Source organism: Pantoea agglomerans, assembly GCF_020149765.1.
GTDB lineage: Bacteria > Pseudomonadota > Gammaproteobacteria > Enterobacterales > Enterobacteriaceae > Pantoea > Pantoea alvi.
Window position 1 is genome coordinate 1,345,464 of the sequence record NZ_CP083809.1, and the last position, 26,962, is coordinate 1,372,425.

A 26,962-nucleotide genomic window follows, 5' to 3' on the forward strand; every position below is an offset into this window, starting at 1 on the left:
CGATTTCTTCTGACAGGAACTCACTATGCTCGACACTAACTTAAAAACCCAGCTCAAGGCCTACCTTGAGAAATTAACCAAGCCTGTTGAGTTGATCGCCACCCTGGACGATGGCGCCAAATCAGCGGAAATTCGTGATTTGCTGGTGGATATCGCAAGCCTGTCTGAAAAAGTCAGCTTCCGCGAAGAGAACGATCGTCCGGTACGGAAACCCTCTTTTCTGATCGCTAACCCTGGCTCGCACAGCGGCCCGCGCTTTGCCGGTTCGCCGATGGGTCACGAATTTACCTCTCTGGTGCTGGCGCTGCTGCAGACCGGCGGTCATCCGTCGAAAGAGACGCAGAGCCTGCTGGATCAGGTTGCGTCGCTGGATAGCGACCTCCATTTCGAAACTTACTATTCGCTGTCATGCCACAACTGCCCTGACGTTGTGCAGGCGCTGAACCTGATGGCGATTATCAATCCGCGCGTCTCGCATACGGCGATTGACGGCGGCATGTTCCAGAATGAAATTACCGAGCGCAACGTGATGGGCGTGCCGGCGGTTTACCTGAACGGCAAAGAGTTCGGTCAGGGCCGCATGAGCCTCGCTGAGATCGTCGGCAAGGTCGACACTAACGCCGACAAGCGCGCGGCAGAAGAGCTGAACAAGCGCGACGCCTATGAAGTGCTGATCGTCGGCAGCGGCCCGGCAGGCGCGGCGGCGGCGATCTACTCGGCGCGTAAAGGCATCCGTACTGGCCTGATGGGCGAGCGTTTCGGCGGCCAGGTGCTCGACACCGTCGATATTGAAAACTACATCTCCGTGCAGAAAACCGAAGGCGCGAAGCTGGCTGGCTCACTGCGCGCCCACGTTGACGACTATGACGTTGATGTGATCGATACCCAGAGCGCCATCAAGCTGATCCCGGCGGCGAAAGAGGGCGGTCTGCACGCTATTGAAACCGCTTCAGGCGCGGTGCTGAAATCACGCAGCATTATCATCGCTACCGGCGCACGCTGGCGCAACATGGGCGTACCGGGCGAAGAGCAGTATCGCACCAAAGGCGTGACCTACTGCCCGCACTGCGACGGCCCGCTGTTTAAAGGCAAGCGCGTCGCGGTAATCGGCGGCGGCAACTCCGGCGTTGAAGCGGCTATCGACCTGGCAGGCATCGTTGAGCATGTGACCCTGCTGGAGTTCGCGGGCGAAATGCGCGCCGATCAGGTGCTGCAGAACAAGCTGCGCAGCCTGAAAAACGTCGATGTGATCCTCAACGCGCAGACCACGGAAGTGAAAGGCGACGGCAGCAAGGTGACCGGGCTGGCCTATATCGATCGCAATAACCAGACGGCGCACGATATCGCGCTGAGCGGTATCTTCGTGCAGATCGGTCTGCTGCCGAACACCACCTGGCTGGAAGGCGCGGTGGAGCGCAATAAAATGGGCGAGATCCTGATTGATGCTAAATGCGAAACCAGCCTGAAAGGGGTCTTCGCGGCGGGCGACTGCACCACGGTGCCGTACAAGCAGATCATTATCGCCAGCGGCGAAGGCGCGAAAGCCTCTCTGAGCGCGTTTGATTATCTGATTCGCACCAAACCGGCTGAATAATTTTTTGCGATAGCCACGCAACGGCCCCGGGACTGCTGTCTCGGGGCCTTTTTTTTAATAGCCCGCCAGCGACATCAGCATCATCCACAGTGGCGTGGTTACCGCCGCAAACAGCGTAGAGAAGAGCATACTGGCCGCCGCCGGGCCGGTCAGCACGTTGAACTTTTGCGACATCAGGTAGACGTTAATGCCGACCGCCATCGATCCCAGCAGCACCACCACGCGGCTCTCCAGCGGCGGCAGCTTAACCAGCCAGGCGATTGCCCAGACCGTCATCGGCTGCAAAACCAGCTTAAGCAAACAGATGGTGTAGCTTTCGCGCAGCCCGTCGCGCACGCGATAGTGCGCCAGGCTCATACCGAGCGTAATCAGCGAGAGCGGCGCGGCTATTGAGGCCAGCATACGCAGCGGCTCCGCCGCGATCGACGGCAGCGGCTGCTGCAGAAAACTCCAGGCGGTGCCGCTGAGAATACCGATAATCAGCGGATTCTTCGCCACGCTGAGCAGGGTATGACCGATACCTTTCAGCGAGAAGCTACCCTGCTTTGCCCACTCTACCGAGAGCGTCAGCAGCGTCCAGAGGATCAGGCTGTTGAACACCAGCACCAGCGCCACCGACGGCAGCGCCTGCGGGCCAAGCAGCACCGTCGCCACCGGAATACCCAGCATCACGTTGTTAGAGAAGATGCCGCCGAGCGCAAAAACCGTTCCCGCCACGCCGTCGAGCTTAAACAGGCGCGCCGCCAGCAGGCGGCCGAGAATAAAGATCAGCAGACAGCTGCCAAAAAAAGCCAGCAGCAGCCGCACATCTACCGGCGGGCTTTTATAGAAGTCGCTCATAACGCGAAACAGCATACAGGGCAGGGCGACGTTGAAGACAAAGCGGTTCATGCCTTCGCTGATGCTGGCGGGCCATTTCCCCAGCCGCGTCAGGCAATACCCCAGCAGGATCAGAATAAAGAGTGGACCTGACAGATAAATTTGATGGCTTAAGCTTTCCAGCAGCGGTGGCATAGCGCGTGTCTGATCGAGAGAGGATAATTATCATGCTAACAAAATGATAACTATATGTTAACCCTGTTCAAACCTCAGCCAGCCGGGTCAGCGCTGTTATCCCAGCCAGCGACGCGCCTGTTGATCGCTGATATCGCGGTAGTAGACGCGATGAATCGCCTCACCGCACCCCTTGCAGCGTGCTGAAACATAGGTCGAGAAATAATATCTGCCGTTGGGTGCAACCGCCCACTGACGTTCAATAGCGATCTCCTGCCAGCGGTGGCCGTGGGGAATAAGCGCCAGCAGCCGCCTTATGTATCCTGCCAGGGAGGACGATGAGCGTCGTGAAGGCGTTAACCTGTTTAGAGACCGGTTATCTGTCGGGTGGTGCGAGCAGAGTAAAGCTGGTTGCGTGTTCATCTTTTTTTTCGGTAACAGTGAGAGGTTGTGGCAGCAAATAACGCCTACCTATTAAGAGGTACCCGGATGACCCACAGCATTAGGCCCGTTTTTACCCGCACAGGCGTTGATCGGGATCATACGAAACAGCCGGTCAGCTGCATTTCTTTTACAGCCTGTTAGCGCCTGTCTCTTTTGCGCAGGCAGAGAGTAAGCAGAGGCGCAGCGGCCTGTGTCGGCGCGCGTTGCCTTATTTATCATTTATTTCGCTCCTGACGGAATAATTGTTCATTCTCGCCAGTGATCTGATTCACAGTTGTTAAGAAACAGAAAGCCTCTTTAAAAAAAGTAATTGCTGTGCCGTCTGTGAATGCCGCATAACACAGCAAGGAAAAGCCAGAGGAATAATCAAATGACAATGGAAAAAGCACAGGATTCTTTATGCTGGTTAGTAAATGAGGCGCAGGCTGGCGAATTATTTTCAGAGAGGGGATTAGCGGTTAACAGCATTACTTTTCCCTGCGTTGAATCCGCGCTGCTGTTAAATCTTAAAAACGAAGTAATGTGCGGCTTTAGCGCTTTTCATCCTGACGGGCTGGCGCTGATATTCCGTCTGCACGATAAAGAAACCATCCCTGGCAGCTTTGAGCTGCACTATAGCGAACAGCAAATTATTATTGCCGCCGGCGATCACAGTGGGCTGCTGTATGGCTGGTTTTATCTGCTTAAGCGGCTACGCCTGCGGGATTTTTCTCCGGGGCTACGCATCAGTGAATCGCCCGCCATCAATATCAGGATGATTAATCACTGGGATAATATGGATGGCACCATTGAACGCGGCTACGCTGGCCATTCGTTCTTTTTTGCCGACAATAAATTTATTCAGCATGATGAAAAAATTATTCGCTATGCCCGCCTGCTGGCGAGTATCGGCATCAATGCACTGACGATAAATAATGTTAACGTTCATCAGGTTGAGACGCGATTAATTACCCAGGCATTCAGGCAAGATTTAATTCATCTCTGTAATCTGTTTCGCGCATGGGGTATCCGCGTCTATCTGTCGGTGAATTACGCCAGTCCCATAGAGCTGGGCGGGCTAAAAACAGCCGATCCACTGGATCGGCAGGTGAAAAGGTGGTGGCGCGACTGCTTCGATGCGCTCTATCAGGATATTCCAGACTTAGGGGGTGTGGTGGTTAAGGCGGACTCGGAGCACCGTCCCGGCCCCTTTAGCTACGGGCGTAGCCACGCCGAGGGGGCCAATATGTTAGGTGAGGCGCTGGCTCCCCACGGCGGCGTGGTTTTCTGGCGCTGCTTTGTCTATAACTGTCGGCAAAACTGGCGCGACCGCAAAACCGACCGCGCCCGTGCGGCCTGGGACCATTTTGCGCCGCTTGACGGCCAGTTCCGCGATAACGTTATTCTGCAAATCAAAAATGGCCCGATGGATTTTCAGGTGCGGGAGCCGGTTTCTCCGCTGCTGGGGGCCATGCCGCGCACCAGTCAGGTGCTGGAGCTGCAAATTACCCAGGAGTATACCGGTCAGCAGATCGATCTCTTCTGGCTGGTGCCGCAGTGGAAAACCATCCTGGCGTTTGATACCCATCTCACCGCTGGCCCCTCAACCATTGAGGATCTGGTGTGTGGCCGTATGCACGACACGCCTTTTGCCGGCGTCACCGCCGTGGTTAACGTTGGCGACGACAGGTGCTGGACGGGCCATGTGCTCGCCCAGGCCAATCTTTACGGCTACGGCGCGCTGCTCTGGAACCCGACAAGAGAGGCGGAAGAACTGGCGCGCGAGTGGAGCCAGCTTAGCTTTGGTATGCACCCGCAGGTGACCGACACGGTCAGCTATCTGCTGCTCACCAGCGGCGAGACCTATGAGAACTACAGTGCGCCGCTGGGCGTGGGCTGGATGGTCAATCCCCATCACCACTACGGCCCAAATGTCGATGGCTATGAGTACGATCTCTGGGGAACCTACCACTATGCCGATCGCAACGGGCTGGGGGTCGATCGCACCTCAGCAACCGGCACCGGCTTTGTCTCGCAGTATGCCAGCGCAAACGGCCGCTGTTACGACGATCCCCAGCGCTGCCCTGATGAATTAATTCTTTTCTTCCACTTCCTGCGCTATGACCAGCCGCTAAAGAGCGGCAAAACCGTTATTCAGCATATTTATGATACCCATTTTGCCGGCGTCGAAGCGGTAGAGGATTATATTCGGCGCTGGGAAACGCTGGCCAGTCTGCTCCCCGCTGAAATATATAACAGCGTTGCCGAACGTCTGGCAAGACAGCGAAATAATGCCGTTGAGTGGCGCGACCGGATTAATACCTATTTTTACCGCAAGTCAGGCATTGAAGATAATCAAGGCAGGGAAATCTATAAATAAAAAAAACTGACAGTAACGGGAGACTGTTCCCGCGCTTACCGCATGGAGCCTACAATGAAAGAGTCTCGTACTTTAACAATAAAGAATTACATAGGATATGGCGTCACGGATATATTTGGTGGCGGTGCCTTTGCAGTCATTGGTGCATGGTTAATGTATTTCTACGTGACCTACTGTGGATTAAGCCCAATTGAAGCAGGGTCGATACTTTTTATTGCAAGGATACTGGATACCTTTATCAGTCCGCTGGTGGGATATATCACTGATAATATCGGTAATACGCGCATCGGCAGGCGATTTGGTCGTCGGCGATCGTTTCTGCTGATGAGCTGTCCGCTGCTGCTGGTTTATGCCCTGATGTGGGTGAATAATATGAACTACTTCTATTATCTGGCGACTTACCTGATGATGGAAGTGGTGGCGGCTATGATTATTATTCCCTATGAAGCCATTGCCTCTGAAATGACCAGCGATTATAAGGAACGAACCCGACTGTCGGCGGCCAGAATTATCGCCTCGGGCGTGGGCACATCGCTAGCGACCTTTATTCCCGGACAGTTATTTAACTGGCTGGGACATGACTCAACCTGGGTCTTTTTTATTAACGGGACGTTATTCACCCTGCTGTCGATGATCATGGTGATGATTACCTGGTTCACCACCTGGGAACGCGAGGCGGAGCCGCCACTCCCGACCGCAACGCCGCGCAAATCCTGCCGAACCATCCTCACGGACATTGTCAGGGGGATGTTTACCAGCCTGAAAGTAAAAGCCTTCAGACAGCATCTGCTGATGTATATCCTGTCGTTCACGGCGATGGATTTACTGAGCTCCGTCTTTGCCTTCTACATCATCTTTGCGCTTCATCAGAGCGCCACCCTGGCCGCTAATCTGATGTCGGTGGGAATTTTCTGTTTTGGCTGGGGAACCGCAACCTTTGCCTGGGGCTTTATCCGCTTTAAACCTGCCAGGCTGCTGCAGCTCTGCTATCTGATCGTTATGCTCTGTATGCTGGCCTTTACCGCCTTCTATTTCTACCAGCCCGTCTGGATGGTGCCGGCCTTATATGCTGTCGCCTTTATCTATCAGCTCTTTAAAGGCGGCTATGTCTACCTGTCATGGAATATCTATCCCTTTATTCCCGACGTTGATGAAATCATGACCAGACAGCGGCGTGAAGGGACTTTCGCCGGGATGATGACCTTTGTCAGAAAAAGCACCCTGGGGGGAACGGCGCTGGTGGTGGGCATCCTGCTTGAAATGAACGGATTTGTTACCGGCGCCAAAATCCAGCCTGAATCGGCGGTTGATGCCATTACCGCGATTGTCTGCTTCGGCTCAATCGGGCTCCTGCTGCTCGCCCTGATTGTGGCCTCGCGCTTCAGGCTGGACAGGCATACGCATCAGGTTTTGCTGAATGAGATTGCCCGGCTGAAAGAGAGCAAGGGTGATAAATCCAGCGTCACCCCGGAAACGCGAACCATCATTGAGAGCCTGACAGGGGTCAGCTATGAGAAGGTCTGGAAGGATGATAAACCCGCCGATCCGCCTTGTTGTCAGCAAGCGAAAACTGAATAAGCGGAGAGCTTATTTTCTGTCAGACAGAGGTGATTAATGGATGCTAATTATCAGAACCCATCACTGCCGGTGGCGGCACGTGTGCAGAGCCTGCTCAGCCAGATGACGCTGGAAGAGAAGCTGGCGCAGATGCACAGCTGGTGGCTGGTTGTTGCCGAAAATGGCGAGGTGAGTGAGCGTCAGGATGCGAGCGATGCCTTTAGCCACCGCATGGCGAAGGCCTCCTTTGAGGAGAAGATCGCGCTGGGGGTAGGGCAAATTACGCGGCCTTTCGGCAGCGGCATTATCGATGCCGCCGCGGGGATCGCCTGTTTCAATGCGCTGCAGCGGCGCATTATCACCGCTGGGCGCTTTGGTATTCCGGCGATGTTCCACGAGGAGTGCCTGACAGGGCTGATGTGCCTGGGCGCGACGCTGTTCCCCGCCTCGCTGAATATGGCCGCCACCTGGAATCCCGACTTGATCAAGTCGATGGCCGCCTGTATCGGCAGGGAGGCGCGCAGCATCGGCTGCCGCCAGGGACTGGCGCCGGTACTGGATGTATCGCGCGATATTCGCTGGGGGCGCACCGAAGAGACCTTCGGGGAAGATCCCTATCTGGTCGGCATGATGGCGGTCGCCTATGTGCAGGGACTGCAGGGGGAAAAACGCGATCTGCTGGCCACCCTTAAGCACTATGTGGCGCACTCCTTTAGCGAGGGCGCGCGCAATCACGCGCCGGTCCATCTCGGCTTTAAAGAGCTGAACGATATTTTTCTGCTGCCCTTTGAGATGGCGGTAAAGCTGGCAGATGCCGGGTCGGTGATGCCCGCCTATCACGATATTGATAATCAGCCCTGTCATAATGATGCCTTCCTGCTCAACGAGGTACTACGTCAGCGCTGGGGATTTGACGGCCTGATAGTGGCGGATTATGGCGGCATCAGCCTGCTGCATCAGCACCACGGGGTGACGGCTGACCGGGCCGAATCAGCGGCCAGCGCCTTTAACGCCGGGCTGGATATTGAGTTGCCCAAAGATGACTGCGCGGCGTCGCTGAAGGAGGCACTGGCGCGCGGCCTGATCGACGAGGCGACCGTTGATAGCATTGTCGGCAGGATCCTCACTGAGAAGTTCCGAACCGGCCTGTTCGATCGCCCGCTGATTGCCAGCCCGCAGCCTGACTTTCAATCGCCGCAGGCGCGGCGTCTCGCCCGTCAGGTAGCGGTTGAATCCATCACCCTACTGGAGAATGACGGCACGCTTCCGCTGCAGCGGCAGCATCTCAGGTCGATTGCGGTAATCGGCCCAACGGCGGACGATCCGCTGGCGCTGCTCTCCGGCTATAGCTTCCCGGTCCATCTGATTTTAAGCGATGCGCAGGTGAAGACCGCTCAGGTGGTGACACCGCTGGCGGCGCTGCGCGAGGCGCTGCCCGACTGCCGGATCCTCTATCAAAAGGGGTGCCATATTTTGACGCAGCGCGCCGCCGGGACGCCGGTCTTCCCCGGCGACGTAGGCAAAGCGTCAACCTCATCGCCGGTGTCGCAGGATGAATCCCTGATTGCCAGCGCGGTGGAGGCAGCGCGTGCGGCGCAGTATGCGCTCTGCTTTGTCGGCGACCTGTCGGGGCTGTTTCAAAGCGGCACGGTGGGTGAGGGATCCGATACCGACAGTCTGAACCTGCCAGGGGTACAGCAACAGCTACTGACGGCGATCGTTGAGACCGGGGTGCCAACCATTGTGGTGATGACCAGCGGTCGTCCCTATAGCTTACAGGGGCTGGAGAAGAGGCTGGCCGGATATCTGCTGGCGTGGCAGCCGGGGCAGGAGGGAGGCTACGCCATTGCTGATATTTTAACGGGCAACCAGAGTCCCGGCGGGAAGCTGGTGCTCTCGGTTCCGCAAAATGTCGGCGCCATGCCCTGTTTCTACAACCATAAAGTAAAGAGCAGCGGAACGCCGGTAGCCTTCCATTTTCCTCCACGCTACGCCTTTGGCTATGGGCTGACTTACTCCACTTTTGCTTTTTCTGCGCTCATGCTGCCGAAAACCACCTTCGCCATGCACGATGAGGTGACCTTCTCCCTCAGGGTCACCAACCGTGGCAACCGTGATGCGACGGAAGTGGTTCAGGTCTATTTACAGGATCTCCAGGCCTCGCTGGTACGGCCGGTGAAAGAGCTAAAAGCGTTTCAACAACTGCGGCTACGGGCCGGAGAAGCGGCAGAGGTGCGTTTTACGCTGCCGGTCGATATGTTTAATTTCACTGACAATCAGGGCAAACGACGGGTGGAGCCGGGCGCGTTTCAGTTAATGATTGGTAATTCCTCACAGAATATTTTGCTGCAGCAGCAAATCGTTCTGGTGGGAGAGGTACGCATTCTCGATGAAAACTGGCGCATGCAGAGTTATGCCGAGGTGAACAAAGAATAAGACGTTAAGTCAGCAATTAACTGAATGAAGGCAGGAAAATAAAGTCGGCCAGGCTACATATAAACCGCTCGCTGAGCGGTTTATTATTATATTGCACACCTTGTTAATTTATTTGCGCAGTTTTAATTATGCGCACAATCACAGTTGATATATTTGATAATTGTGAAGTTAAAAAACATGAATCACCTGCGCGACTGTTCACGTTATTATCACTCTACCCAGGGAGATGCTCACAATAAAAGGAAATGATGATGCGTATAAAAACAGCTTCACTGATGACTCTTGTCTCAGCTTTAATTACCACAACCTCTGCGTCTGCACTGACGTTTTCGTCTCCTGAACTCGACTTCCGGGAAACTTATCTTACCGGTAGTGAGTTATTTCAGACCAAGCTGCAAATTTCAACCGTTATTAATGACAGGATCTGGCTGGCCTATCACAACACGGTTAACCATGGCTCGCGTATGAATGAGTTCAAAAATAACTATTCAGAAGTAGAGGCCTCCTGGTTTATCCCGATCACCGATAAATTTGCGGTGATACCCGATGTGATATTTAACTGGGGGAAAAGCGGCAGCCATATCGATCCCTACCTGAAGGCCAACTATCAGTTTTTGCCCGCTTTTGGCGTTATGGTCGGGTATCGTTATTACCATAATAACTTTAAATCGGTCGCGCTTAACAATGAGCAGCAGAGAAACAACGCACACGAATATAATTTATGGCTTAACTGGCAGATAAATGACCGGGTCTTTGCTAACTACAACCCGGTCTTCCTGAAAAAGCAGAATGACTTCCACTTTGGCAATAACAAGAAAACCATGTGGCAGCATACCCTGTACGTCAACTATAAATATGACCAGCACTGGACGCCTTATGTGGATGTCTCTGATTTAGGGCGGGCTAATAACGGCAAAAAAGAGTACCGTTCGCGTGTGGGTATTAAATATACCTTTTAATCCTGTGCTTCACCTGGGCTGACAATCGCTAATATTACTTCGTATCCCTGGGGTTTTGCTTTTTTAGCGCGGTTAAAAGCAGCGTCTAAACGCAAAACAAACAAGCGATTATTCATCAGCGTGATGCATATGATAGTGAGTGCGGTACTCTTTCGGCGTAACCTTGTAGGTTTTTTTAAACACCAGATAGAAGTACTGCAGCGAGGGGTAGCCCGCGATACGTGAAATATCTTTCAGAGACAGTGAGGTGTTGATCAGTAAGTTGCGGGCATTATTGATTTTTTCGTTATGGATGATGGCGTGGATCGTTAACCCGACATGCTCCTTAAAGCGCATCTCAAGGTTGGTTCTGGAAAGCCCGACAAAACTGATGACCTGCTCAACCTTGATGCCTCTGCAGGCGTTGTTACGGATATAGTGCATAGCCTGGATAACATAGGGATCCATAATCGAGCGATAGTCGCTGGAGCGACGTTCGATCAGCTTATGAGGCGGAACAACAATGCGCTGTAGCGGTATTACTCTCTGCTTCAGCAAGCGATGCAAAAGCTCAGCGGCGCGGTATCCCATTTTTTTAGAGCCGTGAACAACGGTGGAGAGTGAGATACGCGATAAATACTGAGTCAGCTCTTCATTATCAATGCCGATAATGGCGATTTTTTCCGGCACCGGAATATGCAGATTTTCGCATACCTGTAGCAGATGCCGCGCCCGGGAATCGGTGACGGCGACAATGCCGGTGCCCTCGGGCAGGGAGGCAATCCAGTTAATCAGGTGATGCTGGGCTTGCTGCCAGTTATCGATATTAATGTCGTGGCCGCGATAAATAAGTCCCTGACGGTTTTTTTGCTGTAAACAACGCGTGAATGCCTGTTCACGCTCTTTTGCCCAGCGCTTGTTGCGGCAGGCTGGAAAGCTGTAGAGGGCAAAGTGATGGATGCCTTTATTCATCAGGTGATCCAGTGCCACCCTGACCAGCCCCTCATTATCGGTGGCGACATAGTGCAGCGGGGGGAAATCATCTTTTGAGAAATAGGAGCCGCCGATGCCAACCACCGGAAGGCTCAGCTTTGTCAGCTCTTGCTCGACGGCAACATCATCACAGTCAGAGATAATACCATCCACATCCCAGTTGCCTATTTTAACAATGTTACTGCGGAAGTCATCCTCAATAAAAACATCCCACAGCGTATGTGATGAGTGAAGATATTCACCAATGCCCTCGATAATCTGCCGGTCATGCGCTTTATTGGCATTAAACAGCAGCGCAATACGGAAAGTTTTTTCACGCATGTTAATATCCCTGCTAAGCTGGCGTTGAAAGCTAATTGCATACAATTACTTTACATTAATGAGCAATTGAATAGCTGAAAGGCGGTGTAGAGCAGATCTTTTATTATCGTTGGAGCAGTGAACGTTTATAACTGATGGGCGTGCGATACTGGCTTATGGTAAAGCGTTTTTTACCCCTGTCGATTTTTTCAGAATAAATAATGAGTGTCATAGTATACCGCTCGTTTCCAGCCATTTAACTTTCGTTTCCGATACAGGGTCGGGAAATAGCATCTGCTCTGTGCATCCGCGACGCCTGGTGGCGGCGAGGCGCTGCAGTGGAAAATTCTTAACGCGCTTATCAGAGGCCGCTGTCGAGACTGTCTTTAACCAGCATAATCCATGAGAAGGGAACGGCAGGCTTAGTCTCTCTCTTCGACAAGTTCAGGACAGGTGAAAAATATTGTGCATCTAAATCAGATCCCAGGTCAAAAGTAACGCGAAGGGGCTGTTCAATGCTGCCTGCATATTTTTTCCTTACCCTCAGCTTGTTATGGGATAGCTTCTGTAAGCTGACAATAAATCACTGCAATGAGATCTAATCAAAAAATTACGCATGAATCCTTGTTGTGTTCATTCAAATAAATAGGAGGTTACGATGGTTGCGAAAAAGAATATGGCAGCTAGCAGGAATAGTGTGAATTTAACTTTTAACCATGAAGTCATTTCTTTGGGCTGATATTTAATGAAATCATAATGATCAGGGTTCATGTTTCTGACTGCGAAACTTCCTTTTTTAACAATGAGGGGGAATATAAAATAAAAATCTTTTTGTATTGATGAAAATAACCCTCCCGCCTGAGCGAGGATTATACCTGCGGGTAAATAGCCAAACTTTTTCTTAAAAGCTTCACATAGTTTATTATGCTGTTTGTTTTTTAACACAGAATAACCAATCGACATTAATCCAAACAGGATACACAAAAAGGTGCATACAGCAGGTATAAGTTTCATTATTTACCTATGACCTCATATATTGACTCACCCAGGACCTCTCCTTTACGTGATAAGTATTCTCCGCCTAAGTAGCCCCCTCCTGAACCAGGTACTACACCAGGATCACCTTCTCTGGCCTGTGGCTTACCGAACGCAATACCCAGGGCAGTCCCCGCGATTATCTTTCCTCCGCAGGTTGTTTTATCTCCTTTGCAAAGTACAACGCCTTTTGCCATAAGTCCCTCCATTGACTATGGGTATTGTGCGATGTTGATTTTAAGACCAGTTATGCAAAACGCAATACCCCACGCGGCGAGCTTGTATCCGCAACTCACTTCCCCTAATCTGCCGGGGAGTAACTTATTTTGTACTTATGACTCGGGGTGCCCTTCTTTGTGAAGGCTGAGAAATACCCGTACCACCTGATCTGGATAATGCCAGCGTAGGGAAGTCAGATGCCTGACCGCATTCGCCTTCTTGCTCGCCGGTTGGGAGTTATAATGATCCGCCAACCTCAACGCTTTTCCGACGCGCATTTCGCGCCTGTACTCGCCCGCTTCGTCCAGCGCCAGCCGCTGGTGCACTGCATGACTAACGATGTCGTACAGAACATCACCGCCAACGTTTTGCTGGCGCTTAACGCCTCGCCCGCTATGGTGATCGATCCCGATGAAGCCGCGCAGTTCGCCGTCGTGGCCGATGCCCTGCTGATCAATGTCGGCACGCTGACCCGCGATCGCCGCGACGCCATGCTGGCGGCGGCGCAGGCGGCCAACGTGGCGCAAAAACCCTGGGTGCTCGACCCGGTGGCGGTCGGTGCGCTGACTCTGCGCACGGCGTTCTGCCAGCAGCTCCTTCCGCTGCGGCCTGCCGCCGTGCGCGGCAACGCGTCTGAAATTCTCGCGCTGGCGCAGCAGGGGGGCGGTGGACGTGGCGTGGATACGCAGCATCAGGCGGAAGCGGCGCTTGAGGCGGCGCGCGAACTGGCACAGCGGCATCAGACGCTGGTGGCGGTCAGCGGCGAGGTCGATTACGTCACCGACGGCGTTGAGACGCTCAGCGTGTCCGGCGGCAGCGCGCTGATGACGCGCGTGGTCGGCACCGGCTGCGCGCTCTCCGCCGTGGTGGCCGCCTTTTGCAGCCTGCCCGGCGAACGGCTAAGCAATATCGCCAGCGCCTGCCGCGTGATGGCGCTGGCGGGGGAACGCGCCGCCGCGCAGACCGGCGCCCCCGGTAGCTTCGCCACGCTGTTTATCGACGCCCTGTGGCAGCAGGCACAGGAGGCGCGCGCATGAAGCGTATTAACGCGTTAACCATTGCCGGCACCGATCCCAGCGGCGGCGCCGGTATTCAGGCCGATCTGAAAGCCTTTTCCGCCCTCGGCGCTTACGGGACCAGCGTGATTACCGCGCTGGTGGCGCAGAACACCTGCGGCGTGCAGTCGGTGTATCGTATTGAGCCAGCCTTTGTGGGGGCGCAGCTCGATTCCGTGCTCAGCGACGTGCGCATCGACACGGCGAAAATCGGTATGCTCGCGGAAACCGCTATCGTGCAGATCGTGGCGGAGAAGCTGGAACGCGCCGCTATCCCTTTCGTGGTGCTGGATACGGTGATGGTGGCGAAAAGCGGCGATCCCTTGCTCTCGCCTGACGCCATCGCCAGCGTGCGTGAACGGCTGCTGCCGCAGGTGTCGTTAATCACCCCCAATCTGCCGGAGGCGGCGGCGCTGCTTGAGTGCGCGCCGGCGCGCAGCGAAGAGGCGATGCTGGATCAAGGCGAAGCCCTGATGGCGCTGGGCTGCCAGGCGGTGCTGATGAAAGGAGGCCACCTCAGCGACAGCGAAAGCCCGGACTGGCTGATCACCCGCGACGGCGCGGAGCGCTTTACCGCGCCGCGCGTTAATACGCGCCATACCCACGGCACCGGCTGTTCGCTCTCCGCTGCGCTGGCGGCGCTGCGCCCGCGTTATGACAGCTGGGAGTCAACGCTGCGCGAGGCGAAAGGCTGGCTGCAGCAGGCGTTACTGCAGGCCGATACGCTGGAGGTGGGCAGGGGAATTGGGCCGGTACACCATTTTCATCGCTGGTGGTAGGAAAGAGAGGGCGGCAGGCCTGCCGCCCTTACAGCGCCTCAAACCACTCGCTGTTGCGCTCGGCGATCGGCGTAATAGAGAAAATCATCTCCTGCAGATGGCGGCGCATTGCCGCTTCGGCGGCGTCGGCGTCGTGGTTCTTCAGCGCCGATAAAATCTCTTCGTGCTGCTCAATCAGGCTGTCCGGCGGTGAGACCTCGCTCAGCGTCAGAAAGCGCACGCGGTCCATCGCCGCTTTAATATTCTCCACCGTTTCCCACGCCAGCAGGCAGTTGATGCTCTCGGCAATCAGGCGGTGAAACTCATCGTCGAGGCTGAGAAAGGCCTGGCTGTCATGGCGATCGGCGGCCATCTTCTGCAGCTGAAGGTTGTGCTCCAGCGCCATCAGCGCCGCCGGCTCAATCTCCAGCGCCGCGCGCCGCACCACCGACACCTCTACCGCTTCGCGAATAAACCGACCGTCCGCGACGCGCCGCGCGGAGATCTTGCGCACGAAGGTGCCGCGCTGCGGCAGCACCTGCACCAGACCCGCTTCCGCCAGCTTGATAAAGGCTTCGCGCACCGGCTGACGCGACACGTTAAACCGGGCGGACACTTCTTTTTCTGACAGCAGCGAACCCGGCTGAATGACGCAGGTCACGATATCCTTACGCAGATAACGATAAATCTGCTGGTTAACCGGTTCGCTGGTGGTGATGGTATAGGCGATTGACATGCGGCATATCCGTATTACGGCTGGCCTGAGCCAGCCCGTTGGGAAAGTGTCAGTCTAATCAGCGCGCTGCGACTGCGCCAGCGCTTTTGCTACTGAACAATTACAGCGAAGCGACCACCTGCGCCACCGTGGCGCGCGCGCCATGCTCGCGCAACTGCAGCCAGAAGCGCGTCAGCGTCGCGACCACCGCCGTATTCTGCGCCAGATCCTCGCCGAAGACCGCCTTCATCCCCAGCAGCGCCTTCACGCGCGCTTCGCCTTCGGCGCTGGCGGCCACGCGCTCCGCCAGTTCCGCCTTCAGCGGATCGCGGATCTCGATCGGCGCGCCTTGCTCATCCACGCCGCCCACATAGCGCATCCAGCCTGCAACGCCCAGCAGCAGCAGGTCGCAGTTGCTGCCGTTGTTCAGGTGCCAGCGCACGCTGTCGAGCAGGCGCTGCGGCAGCTTTTGCGTGCCGTCGGTGGCGATCTGGTATGTACGATGCTTAATGGCGCGGTTTTCATAGCGCGCAATCAGCGAATCGGCATAGGCGGTTAAATCGACGCCCTGGGTGCGCAGCGTCGGCGCCTGCTGCTCAAGCATCAGCCTGCGCGCGGCGGTGCGCAGGCTGGCGTCCGCCATGCAGTCGCTGATGTGCTCATAGCCGGCGAGGAAGCCGAGATAGGCCAGAAACGAGTGGCTGCCGTTCAGCATACGCAGCTTCATCTCTTCGAACGGCAGTACGTCCTGCACCAGCTCCGCGCCGGCCTCTTCCCAGGCGGGGCGACCGCTCGCAAAGTTATCCTCAATAACCCACTGGAAAAAAGGCTCAGCCTCAACCGCCACCGGATCGCTGGAGCCGAGACGTTCGGCAAGGCGGGCAAATGCGGCATCGGTCATCGCCGGAACAATGCGGTCCACCATAGTCGAAGGGAAGGTGACATGCTGCTGAATATAGTCCGCCAGCGCGCTATCCTGCCGCTGCGCCAGCTGCACAATCACGTTGCGCGTGACGTGGCCGTTTTCCGGCATATTGTCGCAGGACATGACGCTAAACGGCGGCAGGCCCGCGTCGCGGCGGCGGCGGATCGCCGCCAGAATCAGGCCCGGCAGCGAGCGCGGCGCATCGGGATGGGCCAGGTCGTGCACAATATCGGGATGATCCGGGTTAAGGTCGCCGCTGGCGGGATGATGGCAGTAGCCTTTCTCAGTAACGGTCATTGAAACAATCGCCACGTCTGGCTGGCTCATGGCGGCGATCACCGCCTCAATGCCGTCGCCTTTACCGTGCAGCGCCGAGGTCACGACGCCGATAATCCGCGTCGTGAGCGAGTCGTCAGCCATCTCCGTCAGGCTGTACAGGTGATCCTGCTGGCGCAGCGCCTGGATCAGCTCGCCGCTGTTGAGGTTAACTTCGCAATAGCCCCAGTCGCTGCCCTGTTCCGCCAGCTTGTCGCTGCACAGCGCCTGATGGGCGCGGTGAAAAGCGCCGAAGCCGATATGCACCATGCGGGTTTTTAGCTTGCGGCGGTCGTAGCACGGGCGCTGCACGTCGGCGGGGAGGCGATCAATCTCTAACATAGTTCGTCCTTATGGCAAACGGGGCGTCCTGCGCCCCGGGATTCAGTCATGTCGATCTGTTTACACCGAAACCGGCTTCTTATTCGCTTTCGGGCTGCGGATAACGAACAGCACCAGGAAGGCGCCGACGGCAGCGACGCCGCCTGCCAGCACAAAGGCGCTGTCAAACTTGCCGGTATGCTGCACGATAAAGCCGGTGACGATCGGGCCGATGATGCCCGACAGGCTGCCCACCAGATGGATAAAGCCACTGATGCTGCCGACGCGGCTCTTGTGCACCACGTCCTGAATAATCGCCCAGTAGATAGCCCCGGTGATGTAGAGGAAGAAGATGGAGATCGACATCATCATTACCGCAGAGTTGACCTCTTTTACCGTACCCGCCAGCGCCACACAAACGGCGGCGGCAAACAGTGAGACCACCAGCACAATTTTACGCGAGAGCAGTAACCTGCCGGTAATATTGAAGATCTTGTCTGAGATCCAGCCGCCGAGCGCGAGGCCGACAAAGCCGACAATCCAGGGGATCATGGTGGTGATGGACATTGATTTGATATCCAGGCCGTGCGCCTGCACCAGATAGGCGGGGAACCAGCTCAGGAAGAAGAACAGAATATAGTTGTAGCAGAAGAAGGCGAAGGCGGTGACCAGGATAACTGGCTGGCGCAGATAGTAGCCAAAACCGTGCGACGCCTGCGCCAGATCCGCCTCTTCGCCCGGCTGCTCGGCTTTTAGCTGGTCGACCAGCGCGCGCTCCTCGGCGGAAACGTGGCGGCTTTTCGCCGGGTTGTCCGCCGAAACGAACAGCCAGATCGCCATCCATACCAGGCCAATCAGGCAGATGATCACAAAGGCGGGACGCCAGCCAAAGGCGAGGGCGAGATAGCCGATAATCGGACCAGCAACCGCGCCGCCCAGCGGCGAGCCGGCGCTCAGCAGACCCATCGCGGTCGCCGCCTGCTTTTTCGGGAACCAGCCGTTAATCGCTTTGTTGGCCGAGGCGCAAATAGGGCCTTCTGCCATGCCGAACAGCACGCGCAGGATCAGCATCGACCAGAAGCCGGTCGCCAGCGCGGTCATACCGCAGAACAGCGACCACATGCCGACAGCGATGGCGAGCACGATTTTCGGGCCAAAGCGGTCTGTGGCGACGCCGCCGACGAAGTTAAACAGGGCGTAGCCGAAGAAGAAGCTGCCGAAGATCATGCCGAACTGTTCGGCATTAATCGCCAGATCTTTTTCTACCAGCGGCAGGGTAAGCGAGAGGGCGACACGATCGAGATAATTGATCATGTAAACAAGGAAAAGCAGCAGTACGATTGTCCAGCGCAGATTTTTAAACATAGTGGCTCCAACGCTTTTTTATAGTGATATTACGCCGGCAGCGCGCCGCCGGCTGAATCCCCGGTGAGGGCAGGGCAACAGCTACATGGCCAGCACAACCTTGCAGCAGGTGCGGGGGTCTTTTTCGAACAGCGTCATCGCGCGTTCGATTTCGGCGAGCGGAAAGTAGTGGGTAACCAGTTTCTCCGGCTGGATAAGCCCCTGCGCCATCCATTCAATCACCTGCGGGAAACGGTGACTGTTGAGGCGGGAGGTAAACAGCGACAGCTCTTTACTGGTCAGGCTCTGCTGGGTAATGCTGCACGGCTCGCCGGAGAAGCCGAGCAGTCCGATACGCGCAGCGGGCGAGGCGAGCGCCGCCGCTTCCGCCAGAATAGCGGGATGACAGGCGGCGTCGATAATCAGCGTCGGCTGCACCCCCTCCAGCTGCGCCGCCAGCGGTACCCCGGCGTTGTTAAACACCCGATCCGCGCCGCTGGCTTTCGCCAGTTCAAGCCGTTCCGGCAGGCGATCTACCACCAGCACCTGCGCCACCTGATAAACCCCCTTTAGCACCTGAATCGCCGTCAGGCCCATCGGCCCGGCGCCGTAGATCAGCGCCACATCCTGCGGCTGCGGCTTCAAGAAGGCGGTGATATTGGCCGCGATGGTGAAAGGCTCCACCAGGCTGGCCAGCTGGTCCGGGATGGTCTCAGGTAGCCGGTAAGCATTGCTGGCGGGTGCGACCGCATATTCGCTAAAGCCGCCGTCGCGGTGTACGCCGATAACGCTGAGCGTGGTGCAGACGTTAGGGCGGCCCACCGAGCAGGGATAGCAGCGGCCACAGCTGACGACGGGATCGACCGCCACCCGTTCACCGATGCGGCGCGCGTCCACTTCGTCGCCGACCGCGTCAATTACGCCGAAAAACTCGTGGCCGATAACGCGCGGGTATTGGGCGAAAGGGTTGTGGCCGTGCCAGATATGCACGTCGGAGCCGCAGATGCTGGCGTATTTCACCTTTACGCGCACCTCGCCCGCCGCAGGCGTCGGCAGCGGGCGATCCGCCAGCAGCAGTTCGCCCGGTTGTTCAATCACGACACTTTTCATGATGCGCTCCTTACCAGTTCCACAGCGTGCCATCTTCCAGACGGGCCACCGGCAGACAGGCGGGTTCGTAGGGATATTTTGCCGCCAGCTTCTCGTTGAATCCGATGCCCAGGCCCGGCTTGTCGCCCGGATGCATAAAGCCATCCTCGAAACGCCAGCTGGCGTCAAACAGCTCCATCATCTGCTCGGAGAAGCCCATATACTCCTGCACGCCGAAGTTCGGCACCCAGAGGTCAAAGTGCAGCGCCGCCGCCATGCAGATCGGCGAAAGATCTGACGGGCCGTGTGAGCCGGTACGCACCTGATAGAGCGAGGCGAAATCGGCAATGCGGCGCATCCCGGTGATGCCGCCGGCGTGGGTGATAGTGGTGCGGATATAGTCGATCAGTTGCTCTTCAATCAGCTGTTTGCAGTCCCAGATGCTGTTAAACACCTCGCCGACCGCAATCGGCGTCACGGTATGCTGACGGATCAGGCGGAAGCACGCCTGGTTTTCCGCAGGCGTCGGATCTTCCATCCAGAACAGGCGGTAATCCTCGACGCTCTTGCCGAAGCGCGCCGCTTCAATCGGCGTCAGGCGGTGATGCATATCGTGCAGCAGATGCTCGTTGAAGCCGAACCTGTCGCGGATCGCTTCGAACAGCTTCGGCGTAAAGTCGAGGTATTTCTCCGTTGACCAGAGCTGCTCTTCCGGCCAGCTGCCCTTGGTCGCCGGCTCATAGGCCAGGCCTTTGCCTTTCGCCATGCCGTAGGTGGTTTTCATGCCCGGCACGCCGCACTGGGCGCGGATCGCTTTAAAGCCCATCTCTTTGTGCTTCGCGTAGTCATCCATCACTTCGTCGATGGTATGGCCGGTGGTGTGGCAATAGACCATAACGCCGGTGCGCGACGCGCCGCCCAGCAGCTGATAGAGCGGCATATTTGCGGCTTTGCCTTTGATATCCCACAGCGCCGTATCGACCGCGGAGATGGCTGACATCGTCACCGGCCCGCGACGCCAGTAGGCGCCCTTATAGAAATATTGCCAGATATCTTCGATCTGATGCGCGTCGCGGCCGATCAGCTGCGGGCAGATATGATCTTTCAGGTAGGAGGCGACCGGCAGTTCGCGGCCGTTGAGGGTGGCGTCACCGAGGCCGGTCAGACCCTCATCGGTGGTGATTTTCAGGGTAACGAAGTTTCTGCCGGCGCAGGTGACAAAGACTTCGGCGTTAACAATTTTCATCTCTCGTGGCCTTCTTTCAGCAATCAATGCTGAAAAAGTACGCGCATTTATACTACCATACAAGCTGGTCGCGCGGAGTTGTGAAGGCAATCACAGAGAGAATTTGCACCCCGTCTGAGGTCAGGGGATAAGGGGTTGCTTTACCGGCAGCATAAAAATTAATACGCGGGCCAGTCTGCCCGCGTAAACGCCTCTCTTACCGCCCGAAACGTGACCTTAAGCCAGCAACGCGCACTGTGGCGGCAGGCGACAGCTCAGCGCGCCGGGCATCACCTCAATCTCAAACTCGCGGCCGGAAAGCGGTTCGCCATCCAGATTAAAGGTCATCTCGTTGGGGGAAACGATGCGCAGCGAGGTCAGCTTCGCGGTGACAATATTCGGGTTTTCATCGTTGCTGGTCAGCGAGTGCAGCAGGGTAGGCAACAGCTCCTGCGCGGTAACGATGCTCAGATCGAGCTGGCCATCATTGATCAGCGCCGAGGGACACAGGCGCTGCCCGCCGCCCGCCTGGCGGCCGTTGCCGACGCCGATTGCCAGCGCGTCGCCCTGCCACTGAAAGCCGGGCCCGGAAATCTCACAGCTGTCCGGCTTTAGCGTATCCATACGCATCAGACCGTGAATAAAGTAGGAGACGCCGCCCAGCGCCGACTTCAGCTTCTCCGGCGTTTCGGTGGTGATACGGGTGCCGAAGCCGCCGGTGGCCATATTAATGAAATAGCGATCCTGATTAACCCGCGCCAGATCGATAACGTGGGCTTTGCCCTGCACCGCCAGGCGCAGCGCAGGCTCCATCTCGACGGGAATGCCGACGCTGGTGGCAAAGTCATTGGCGGTGCCGAGAGGAAGAATGCCGAGCACCGGCCGACGCGCGGCGTCAACGGCCGCCAGCGCGGTGGCAATCTCGTTAATGGTGCCGTCGCCGCCGCCGGCAACCACGGTCTCGGCGCCCAGCTGCAGCGCCTCCTCGACGTAGCGTTCGCCGTCGCCTTTCTCCCAGGTCACGCGCACGGCGACGTCAAAGCCTTCATCGCGCAGCGTGGTGACGGCCGCGCGCAAATCCTCGTTGCCCGCGCCTTTGCCATTAAGAATAAGTAGAGTCAGCGGTTTTTGTTCCATTGTCCGTTCCTTGAAAACCTACAAAGATTTCTGCTTATAGCATAGTCAGGGGGGAAAATTTACGGGAGAAAAGCGGAAAAAAGAAAACCCGCACGGGGGAGCCGGGCGGGTGAATGAGGTGGTTCCTGATACAACAGCTATTAGTTGTTACTCGTTAGCAGCAGGCGCAACTATAAAGGAGCGCGCTGCGACCGTCTGTGATCCTGTTCTAACTTCCCTTTTTTACTTGCAGAATCTGACTTATTTGCTATGGGGATCGCGCGTGGTGCTGCCGTCGGTAAAGTTGCGCAGCAGCAAGCCAAAGGCGAGCTCAACCTCTGCGGGCACCGGCATCCAGACGCGATGGCCGTCGCCGGGTGCCACCTCGATAGCGCCGCCGCGCGCGTCCTGCAGCGCCTCCAGCGTGCAGTTCAGGTTGCCGCCCGGCGTCATAATCTCCAGGCTGTCGCCGAGCAGGAACTTATTCTTTACTGCCACCTCCGCCCAGTCGCCGCGCCGCTCGCCGGTAAATTCGCCCACGAACTGCTGCCGCTCGGAAATCGAATAGCCCTGCGCGTAGTTTTGATAGCTGTCGTGGGTGTGGCGGCGGAGAAAACCCTCGGTGTAGCCGCGATGCGCCAGACCCTCCAGCGTGGTCAGCAGCGCGGGGTCGAAGGGTTTTCCGGCCGCGGCGTCGTCGATAGCGCGGCGATAAACCTGCGCCGTACGCGCGCAGTAGTAGAATGATTTGGTGCGGCCTTCGATCTTCAGCGAATGAACGCCCATCTTGCTCAGGCGCTCAACGTGCGCCACGGCGCGCAGATCCTTTGAGTTCATAATGTAGGTGCCGTGCTCATCTTCAAAGGCGCTCATTACCTCGCCCGGCTTCATCTTCTCTTCCAGCAGAAAGAGCTTATCGGTCGGCTGGCCAAGCCCCAGCGTTGGCGTGATCGCCTGCACCTCGACGATATTGCCCACCTCGTCCTGCCTGCCTTCCTCGACTTTATATTCCCAGCGGCAGGCGTTGGTGCAGGTGCCCTGATTGGGATCGCGCTTGTTCATATAGCCGGAGAGCAGGCAGCGGCCGGAGTAGGCCATGCAGAGCGCGCCGTGTACAAAGATCTCAAGCTCCATCGTCGGCACCTGCTGGCGGATCTCCTCGATCTCCTCCAGCGACAGCTCGCGCGACAGGATCACGCGCGTCAGCCCCATCTGCTGCCAGAACTTCACCGTCGCCCAGTTGACCGCATTGGCCTGCACCGAAAGATGGATCGCCATCTGCGGAAAGGCTTCGCGCACCAGCATAATCAAACCGGGATCGGACATGATCAGCGCGTCGGGCTGCATCTCCACCACCGGCGTCAGGTCGCGAATAAAGGTCTTCAGCTTGGCGTTATGGGGGGCGATATTCACCACCACATAGAACTTCTTGCCCAGCGCGTGCGCTTCGGCAATGCCTTTGGCGAGGTTCTCATGGGTGAATTCGTTATTGCGCACGCGCAGGCTGTAGCGCGGCTGGCCGGCATAGACCGCGTCGGCGCCATAGGCGAAGGCGTAGCGCATATTCTTCAGCGTTCCCGCTGGAGAAAGCAGTTCTGGTTTCATGGTGTTCTCACTGATGTCAGGTCAGCATGCCGCCTGGCGCGGCACGTGCCGCGGCCGCGATACTGGCGGCCCGGCAAAAGGTGCAGAATTGTAGGCGGCGCAGCGCGCCAGCTAGTTGATCTAGATCAACTGGCACAGATCCGCTTCCCAGCGATAGCCCATGCCGTAAACGGCGCGGATAAACGGCTGGTCGGCGTCGAGATTCTCCAGCTTGCGCCGCAGATTTTTGATATGGCTGTCGATGGTGCGATCGGTGACGACGCGGTAGTCGTCATAGAGATGGTTCAGCAGCTGCTCGCGCGAAAAGACTTTACCCGGCTCCAGCGCCAGGGTTTTCAGCAGCCGGAATTCGGCGGGAGTCAGCTCCAGCGGCTGTTCGCGCCAGCTCGCCTGGAAGCGGCCTTCGTCGATTTTCAGCGGCGACGCCTTGCCGGACTCTTCCGGCGCGCGCTTCACGCGGCGCAGAATGGTTTTTACGCGCGCCACCACTTCGCGCGGGCTGAAGGGCTTACAGATATAGTCATCCGCGCCAATCTCCAGGCCAAGCAGGCGATCGATCTCTTCGGTGCGCGCCGTGACCATAATGATCGGCAGCTCCGAGAAGCGGCGGATTTCGCGGCACAGCGAAAGCCCGTCTTTGCCGGGCAGCATCAGATCCAGCAGCATCAAATCGGGCGGCGTCTGCTGGACGAAAGGCAGCACCTCGCTGCCGTGGGCGATATGGTGCGTGCGGTAGTTAGAGGCTTCCAGATAGTCGATCATCAGCTGCGCCAGCTTCGGCTCATCTTCCACTACCAGAATCAGCGGGTCGGTTTTTTCGGGGATCATCGTCAGTTACGGCTGGGGAACATAGCGCAATTGTAGCGCGATTTTCAGTCCACCTAAATCAGAGTGCTCCGCAGCGATATGGCCGCCGTGGGCATCAACGATATTTTTACAGATCGCCAGCCCCAGCCCCGAGCCGCCGCTGGCGCGATTGCGCGATCCCTCGGTGCGGTAAAAGCGCTCAAAGATTTTCGCCTGCTGCTGCGCGTCGACGCCCGGCGCGCTGTCGGCAAAGCTCATCTGCCACCAGGGCGCTTCATACCAGAGCTTCACCTCGACCTGGCCCGGCGCGTCGGTATAGCGCAGGCTGTTCTCCAGCAGGTTGGTAAAAAGCTGCATCAGGCGATCGGGATCGCCGAAGAAAGGCGCTTCGTCGGGCATCTGCAGCGTCAGCGTCAGGCCGTGGCTGCGATAGCGTTCGTTAAAGCTGCCGGCGGTCACCTCCAGCAGCTGCACCAGATCGGTGGCCTGCTTGCGGTAGGCGAGGGCGCCTTCGTCGGAGAGCGACAGCTGATGCAGATCGTCCACCAGCTTGCTGAGCACGCCAACCTCGCTCTGCAGCGAGCCGATCGCCGCCGGCGTCAGCTTGCGCACCCCGTCCTGCATCGCCTCCAGCTCGCCGCGCAGGATCGCCAGCGGCGTGCGCAGCTCGTGGGAGATATCGGCCATAAAGGCGCGGCGCATGCTTTCGTTTTTCTCCAGCGAGCTGGCGAGACGGTTAAAGTCCTGCGCCAGCTGGCCCAGCTCGTCGCGGCTGCCCACCTCGACGCGCGTGGCAAAATTGCCCGCCGCCAGGTGGTGGGTACCCGCTACCAGACGTTTGACCGGCGCCAGCAGGCCGCGCGACATCAGCCAGGTGACCAGCGCCGCCAGCAGCGTCGACAGGCCGACAATCAGCCAGCTGGTGCGCTTTTGCTGATGATCGAAATTGATATCGGTGCTGCGCGTCAGCCGCTCGGGCGGCGAGCCGACCACCCAGCCGACCACTTTGCCGTTGCTGGTGGTGATGTTGCGCCGCGAGCCTTCCGGCGGCACCGGCGCGCGCGGCCCGACCAGCACCTTATACTGCTGGTCGATAATCCAGAACTGGGTGCGCCAGCCGTGTGGCGGCAGCTGATTGCTGCTGTCGGGATTCTGCTCCAGCGAGCGCAGTATGGTAAACACCAGCCGATCGTTATGCCGCAGGAAATCCCAGTTGCCGTGCTGTTCATACTGATCGGCCAGCGCGTCGCCGAGCATGGCGAGCCGCTGCTCGTTGCCGCGCTTGATATAGTCGACAAAGCCGTGCTCAAAGCTGAGACGCACGCCCCAGTGCATGGTGATCAGCACCAGCATGCAGGTGGAAAAAATAGCTAAAAAGAGTTTCGCGCTGATACCCAGGCGCAACGGCAACTTCATGGTTTTCTCCGACGTCGCAAATCGACGTTTTTACTGGTTTCCTTCGGCACGCGCCAGAACACCAGCGCGGGCAGGGCGATAATCAGCGCCATGCAGGCCCAGGCGGTCATAAACAGCCTGTGGGTATGGTCGCTGCTGGCCAGCGCATCCTGACCGAATGCCCCCAGCAGCAGACCGGCGATGGTGACGCCCACGCTCATCGACAGCTGCATTATCATCGACAGCAGGCTGTTGCCGCTGGAGGCGAGTTCGTCCGGCAGATCTTTCAGCGTCAGGGTATTCATCGAGGAGAAGCGCAGCGCGTTGACCATGCCCTGCATCAACAGCACCAGCGGCAGCAGCCAGAGCCAGCCGAGCAGCGCCACCAGCGGAAAGAGCAGTACCACCACGGCGAGGGCCAGGGTGGTGCCCACCAGCGCGTTGCGGTAGCCGAACAGATTAACGATGCGCACCACCACCCGTTTGATGCCCATATTGCCAAGCACCATCGGGATCATCATCAGCCCGGCGTGAAACGGCGTAAATCCCATGCCGACCTGCAAAAAAATCGGCGTCATAAAAGGCAGCATACCGCTGCCAATCCGCCCAAGGAAGCTGCCGAGCAGGCCAATCGAGAAAAGACGGTTGTCGAACAGCTTCAGGCTAAACAGCGCGTTGTCGTTGCCGCGCGCATGCAGCAGATAACAGAGCAGCGAAGCGAAGCCGATCAGGATCATCGCGCCCAGCAGCAGCGACGAATTGCTGCTGCGCCGGCCGTCGAGCGCCAGGGTCAGCGTCGCCATGCCGATGGCCAGCAGCAGAAAGCCGAGGAAATCGAAGCGCCGCGTCTGCATCGAGTAGTTGGGCATCAGCGTCAGGGTGGCGATAGCGCCGATAATGCCGACCGGGATATTGATCAGAAAGATCCAGTGCCAGCTGGCGTACTCCACCAGCACGCCGCCGAGCGCTGGCCCCACCAGCGGGCCGATCTGTCCCGGCAGGGTAACGAAGGTCATCGCCGACATATACTGCTCGCGCGGTACGATTTTCATTACGGTCAGGCGGCCGACCGGCACCATCATCGCGCCGCCGATGCCCTGCACCACGCGCGCCATCACCAGCTGATCGAGCGTCGAGGAGAAGGCGCAGAGCAGCGAGCCGACGCTGAACAGCACGATAGCGCTGAAGAAAATATTGCGCACGCCGAAGCGGTCCGCCAGCCAGCCGCTCATCGGCAGCGTGACCGCCACCGTCAGCAGATAGGAGACGATCACCGAATGCATATGCAGCGGACTGACGCCCAGGTCGTGCGCCATTGAGGGAAGGGCGGTGTTGACGATGGTGGTGTCCAGCGTCTGCATAAAGAAACCGAAGGCGACAATCCACAGCTGCCAGCGAACCGTCGCGTTTTGGGCGTTCATTGC

General features: G+C 57.4%; 22 protein-coding genes and 1 riboswitch. Of the genes, 7 read left to right on the forward strand and 15 right to left on the reverse strand.

From position 1 onward, the window contains the following. Positions 1–25: 25 nt before the first annotated feature. Complete coding sequence (gene ahpF / locus LB453_RS09050; protein ID WP_103794091.1) at positions 26–1,594, forward strand: alkyl hydroperoxide reductase subunit F; 1,569 nt, start codon at positions 26–28, stop codon at positions 1,592–1,594. 54 nt (positions 1,595–1,648) lie between these two features. Here the strand turns inward: ahpF and LB453_RS09055 are convergent, their stop codons facing one another. Next, the gene (locus LB453_RS09055; protein WP_103794090.1) at positions 1,649–2,608 is read right to left on the reverse strand and encodes an AEC family transporter; all 960 of its coding nucleotides are present in this window, start codon (positions 2,606–2,608) and stop codon (positions 1,649–1,651) included. 96 nt (positions 2,609–2,704) lie between these two features. After that, positions 2,705–2,905, reverse strand: a complete 201-nt coding sequence (locus LB453_RS09060) for a hypothetical protein (RefSeq protein WP_103794436.1) — start codon at positions 2,903–2,905, stop codon at positions 2,705–2,707. A gap of 646 nt (positions 2,906–3,551) precedes the next feature. Here LB453_RS09060 and LB453_RS09065 point away from each other — a divergent pair. From LB453_RS09065 to LB453_RS09080, 4 genes are all read left to right on the forward strand, one after another. Further along, complete coding sequence (locus tag LB453_RS09065; RefSeq protein ID WP_199187287.1) at positions 3,552–5,390, forward strand: alpha-glucuronidase; 1,839 nt, start codon at positions 3,552–3,554, stop codon at positions 5,388–5,390. Between the two features lie 153 nt (positions 5,391–5,543). Next, positions 5,544–6,968: an MFS transporter gene (locus tag LB453_RS09070; protein ID WP_233215840.1), complete on the forward strand. Its 1,425-nt coding sequence runs from the start codon at positions 5,544–5,546 to the stop codon at positions 6,966–6,968. A gap of 36 nt (positions 6,969–7,004) precedes the next feature. Then, positions 7,005–9,383, forward strand: a complete 2,379-nt coding sequence (locus tag LB453_RS09075; RefSeq protein ID WP_103794087.1) for a glycoside hydrolase family 3 N-terminal domain-containing protein — start codon at positions 7,005–7,007, stop codon at positions 9,381–9,383. Positions 9,384–9,634: 251 nt separating this feature from the next. After that, entirely contained in the window at positions 9,635–10,342 is a 708-nt protein-coding gene (locus LB453_RS09080) for an oligogalacturonate-specific porin KdgM family protein (RefSeq protein WP_158253378.1), read from the forward strand. A gap of 108 nt (positions 10,343–10,450) precedes the next feature. Here the strand turns inward: LB453_RS09080 and LB453_RS09085 are convergent, their stop codons facing one another. From LB453_RS09085 to LB453_RS09095, 3 genes are all read right to left on the reverse strand, one after another. Further along, complete coding sequence (locus LB453_RS09085; RefSeq protein ID WP_103794085.1) at positions 10,451–11,635, reverse strand: XylR family transcriptional regulator; 1,185 nt, start codon at positions 11,633–11,635, stop codon at positions 10,451–10,453. 612 nt (positions 11,636–12,247) lie between these two features. Continuing rightward, positions 12,248–12,628, reverse strand: a complete 381-nt coding sequence (locus LB453_RS09090; RefSeq protein WP_224481696.1) for a hypothetical protein — start codon at positions 12,626–12,628, stop codon at positions 12,248–12,250. Continuing rightward, positions 12,628–12,846, reverse strand: coding sequence for a hypothetical protein (locus LB453_RS09095; RefSeq protein WP_146053791.1), 219 nt, complete (start codon positions 12,844–12,846; stop codon positions 12,628–12,630). Before LB453_RS09095 ends, LB453_RS09090 begins: the two co-directional genes overlap by 1 nt. A 133-nt stretch (positions 12,847–12,979) precedes the next feature. After that, a riboswitch (TPP riboswitch) is annotated at positions 12,980–13,076 on the forward strand. A gap of 34 nt (positions 13,077–13,110) precedes the next feature. Here LB453_RS09095 and thiM point away from each other — a divergent pair. After that, on the forward strand, positions 13,111–13,905 hold the full coding sequence (thiM, locus tag LB453_RS09100; protein WP_224481697.1) for a hydroxyethylthiazole kinase: 795 nt from the start codon (positions 13,111–13,113) through the stop codon (positions 13,903–13,905). Further along, complete coding sequence (thiD, locus tag LB453_RS09105) at positions 13,902–14,702, forward strand: bifunctional hydroxymethylpyrimidine kinase/phosphomethylpyrimidine kinase (RefSeq protein WP_103794083.1); 801 nt, start codon at positions 13,902–13,904, stop codon at positions 14,700–14,702. The genes thiM and thiD overlap by 4 nt, the downstream gene beginning before the upstream one ends. A gap of 28 nt (positions 14,703–14,730) precedes the next feature. Here the strand turns inward: thiD and LB453_RS09110 are convergent, their stop codons facing one another. The 10 genes from LB453_RS09110 to mdtD form a co-directional block, all read right to left on the reverse strand. Further along, positions 14,731–15,417 (reverse strand): GntR family transcriptional regulator, encoded by a 687-nt coding sequence (locus LB453_RS09110; protein ID WP_103794082.1) that lies wholly within the window; start codon positions 15,415–15,417, stop codon positions 14,731–14,733. 100 nt (positions 15,418–15,517) lie between these two features. Beyond that, positions 15,518–16,978, reverse strand: a complete 1,461-nt coding sequence (locus LB453_RS09115; protein WP_103794081.1) for a mannitol dehydrogenase family protein — start codon at positions 16,976–16,978, stop codon at positions 15,518–15,520. A gap of 60 nt (positions 16,979–17,038) precedes the next feature. Continuing rightward, a complete protein-coding gene (locus LB453_RS09120) occupies positions 17,039–18,322 on the reverse strand; it encodes an MFS transporter (RefSeq protein ID WP_103794080.1) in 1,284 nt (427 codons plus the stop codon). A gap of 81 nt (positions 18,323–18,403) precedes the next feature. Continuing rightward, positions 18,404–19,411, reverse strand: coding sequence for a Zn-dependent oxidoreductase (locus LB453_RS09125; protein WP_103794079.1), 1,008 nt, complete (start codon positions 19,409–19,411; stop codon positions 18,404–18,406). Positions 19,412–19,421: 10 nt separating this feature from the next. After that, positions 19,422–20,636, reverse strand: a complete 1,215-nt coding sequence (gene manD, locus LB453_RS09130; protein ID WP_103794078.1) for a D-mannonate dehydratase ManD — start codon at positions 20,634–20,636, stop codon at positions 19,422–19,424. A 216-nt stretch (positions 20,637–20,852) separates the two neighbouring features. Next, the gene (yegS, locus tag LB453_RS09135; RefSeq protein ID WP_103794077.1) at positions 20,853–21,752 is read right to left on the reverse strand and encodes a lipid kinase YegS; all 900 of its coding nucleotides are present in this window, start codon (positions 21,750–21,752) and stop codon (positions 20,853–20,855) included. Positions 21,753–21,992: 240 nt separating this feature from the next. Beyond that, positions 21,993–23,336, reverse strand: a complete 1,344-nt coding sequence (gene yegQ, locus LB453_RS09140; protein WP_103794076.1) for a tRNA 5-hydroxyuridine modification protein YegQ — start codon at positions 23,334–23,336, stop codon at positions 21,993–21,995. A 120-nt stretch (positions 23,337–23,456) separates the two neighbouring features. Continuing rightward, a complete protein-coding gene (gene baeR, locus LB453_RS09145; RefSeq protein WP_103794075.1) occupies positions 23,457–24,164 on the reverse strand; it encodes a two-component system response regulator BaeR in 708 nt (235 codons plus the stop codon). Positions 24,165–24,170: 6 nt separating this feature from the next. Continuing rightward, entirely contained in the window at positions 24,171–25,559 is a 1,389-nt protein-coding gene (baeS, locus tag LB453_RS09150) for a two-component system sensor histidine kinase BaeS (RefSeq protein ID WP_103794074.1), read from the reverse strand. Then, positions 25,556–26,959: a multidrug transporter subunit MdtD gene (gene mdtD / locus LB453_RS09155; RefSeq protein ID WP_103794073.1), complete on the reverse strand. Its 1,404-nt coding sequence runs from the start codon at positions 26,957–26,959 to the stop codon at positions 25,556–25,558. Before mdtD ends, baeS begins: the two co-directional genes overlap by 4 nt. Between the last annotated feature and the right edge of the window lie 3 nt (positions 26,960–26,962).

Excerpts from the sequence above, each read along its gene's own strand:
- LB453_RS09115 (WP_103794081.1), bottom strand. The coding sequence starts at position 16,978 with ATGTTAGAGATTGATCGCCTCCCCGCCGACGTGCAGCGCCCGTGCTAC.
- thiM (WP_224481697.1), top strand. The coding sequence starts at position 13,111 with ATGATCCGCCAACCTCAACGCTTTTCCGACGCGCATTTCGCGCCTGTA.
- thiD (WP_103794083.1), top strand. The coding sequence starts at position 13,902 with ATGAAGCGTATTAACGCGTTAACCATTGCCGGCACCGATCCCAGCGGC.
- LB453_RS09055 (WP_103794090.1), bottom strand. The coding sequence starts at position 2,608 with ATGCCACCGCTGCTGGAAAGCTTAAGCCATCAAATTTATCTGTCAGGT.
- LB453_RS09120 (WP_103794080.1), bottom strand. The coding sequence starts at position 18,322 with ATGTTTAAAAATCTGCGCTGGACAATCGTACTGCTGCTTTTCCTTGTT.
- LB453_RS09065 (WP_199187287.1), top strand. The coding sequence starts at position 3,552 with ATGTGCGGCTTTAGCGCTTTTCATCCTGACGGGCTGGCGCTGATATTC.
- ahpF (WP_103794091.1), top strand. The coding sequence starts at position 26 with ATGCTCGACACTAACTTAAAAACCCAGCTCAAGGCCTACCTTGAGAAA.
- manD (WP_103794078.1), bottom strand. The coding sequence starts at position 20,636 with ATGAAAATTGTTAACGCCGAAGTCTTTGTCACCTGCGCCGGCAGAAAC.
- yegS (WP_103794077.1), bottom strand. The coding sequence starts at position 21,752 with ATGGAACAAAAACCGCTGACTCTACTTATTCTTAATGGCAAAGGCGCG.
- mdtD (WP_103794073.1), bottom strand. The coding sequence starts at position 26,959 with ATGAACGCCCAAAACGCGACGGTTCGCTGGCAGCTGTGGATTGTCGCC.
- LB453_RS09125 (WP_103794079.1), bottom strand. The coding sequence starts at position 19,411 with ATGAAAAGTGTCGTGATTGAACAACCGGGCGAACTGCTGCTGGCGGAT.
- LB453_RS09080 (WP_158253378.1), top strand. The coding sequence starts at position 9,635 with ATGCGTATAAAAACAGCTTCACTGATGACTCTTGTCTCAGCTTTAATT.
- baeR (WP_103794075.1), bottom strand. The coding sequence starts at position 24,164 with ATGATCCCCGAAAAAACCGACCCGCTGATTCTGGTAGTGGAAGATGAG.
- LB453_RS09090 (WP_224481696.1), bottom strand. The coding sequence starts at position 12,628 with ATGAAACTTATACCTGCTGTATGCACCTTTTTGTGTATCCTGTTTGGA.
- yegQ (WP_103794076.1), bottom strand. The coding sequence starts at position 23,336 with ATGAAACCAGAACTGCTTTCTCCAGCGGGAACGCTGAAGAATATGCGC.
- LB453_RS09095 (WP_146053791.1), bottom strand. The coding sequence starts at position 12,846 with ATGGCAAAAGGCGTTGTACTTTGCAAAGGAGATAAAACAACCTGCGGA.
- LB453_RS09070 (WP_233215840.1), top strand. The coding sequence starts at position 5,544 with ATGTATTTCTACGTGACCTACTGTGGATTAAGCCCAATTGAAGCAGGG.
- LB453_RS09085 (WP_103794085.1), bottom strand. The coding sequence starts at position 11,635 with ATGCGTGAAAAAACTTTCCGTATTGCGCTGCTGTTTAATGCCAATAAA.
- LB453_RS09075 (WP_103794087.1), top strand. The coding sequence starts at position 7,005 with ATGGATGCTAATTATCAGAACCCATCACTGCCGGTGGCGGCACGTGTG.
- LB453_RS09110 (WP_103794082.1), bottom strand. The coding sequence starts at position 15,417 with ATGTCAATCGCCTATACCATCACCACCAGCGAACCGGTTAACCAGCAG.
- baeS (WP_103794074.1), bottom strand. The coding sequence starts at position 25,559 with ATGAAGTTGCCGTTGCGCCTGGGTATCAGCGCGAAACTCTTTTTAGCT.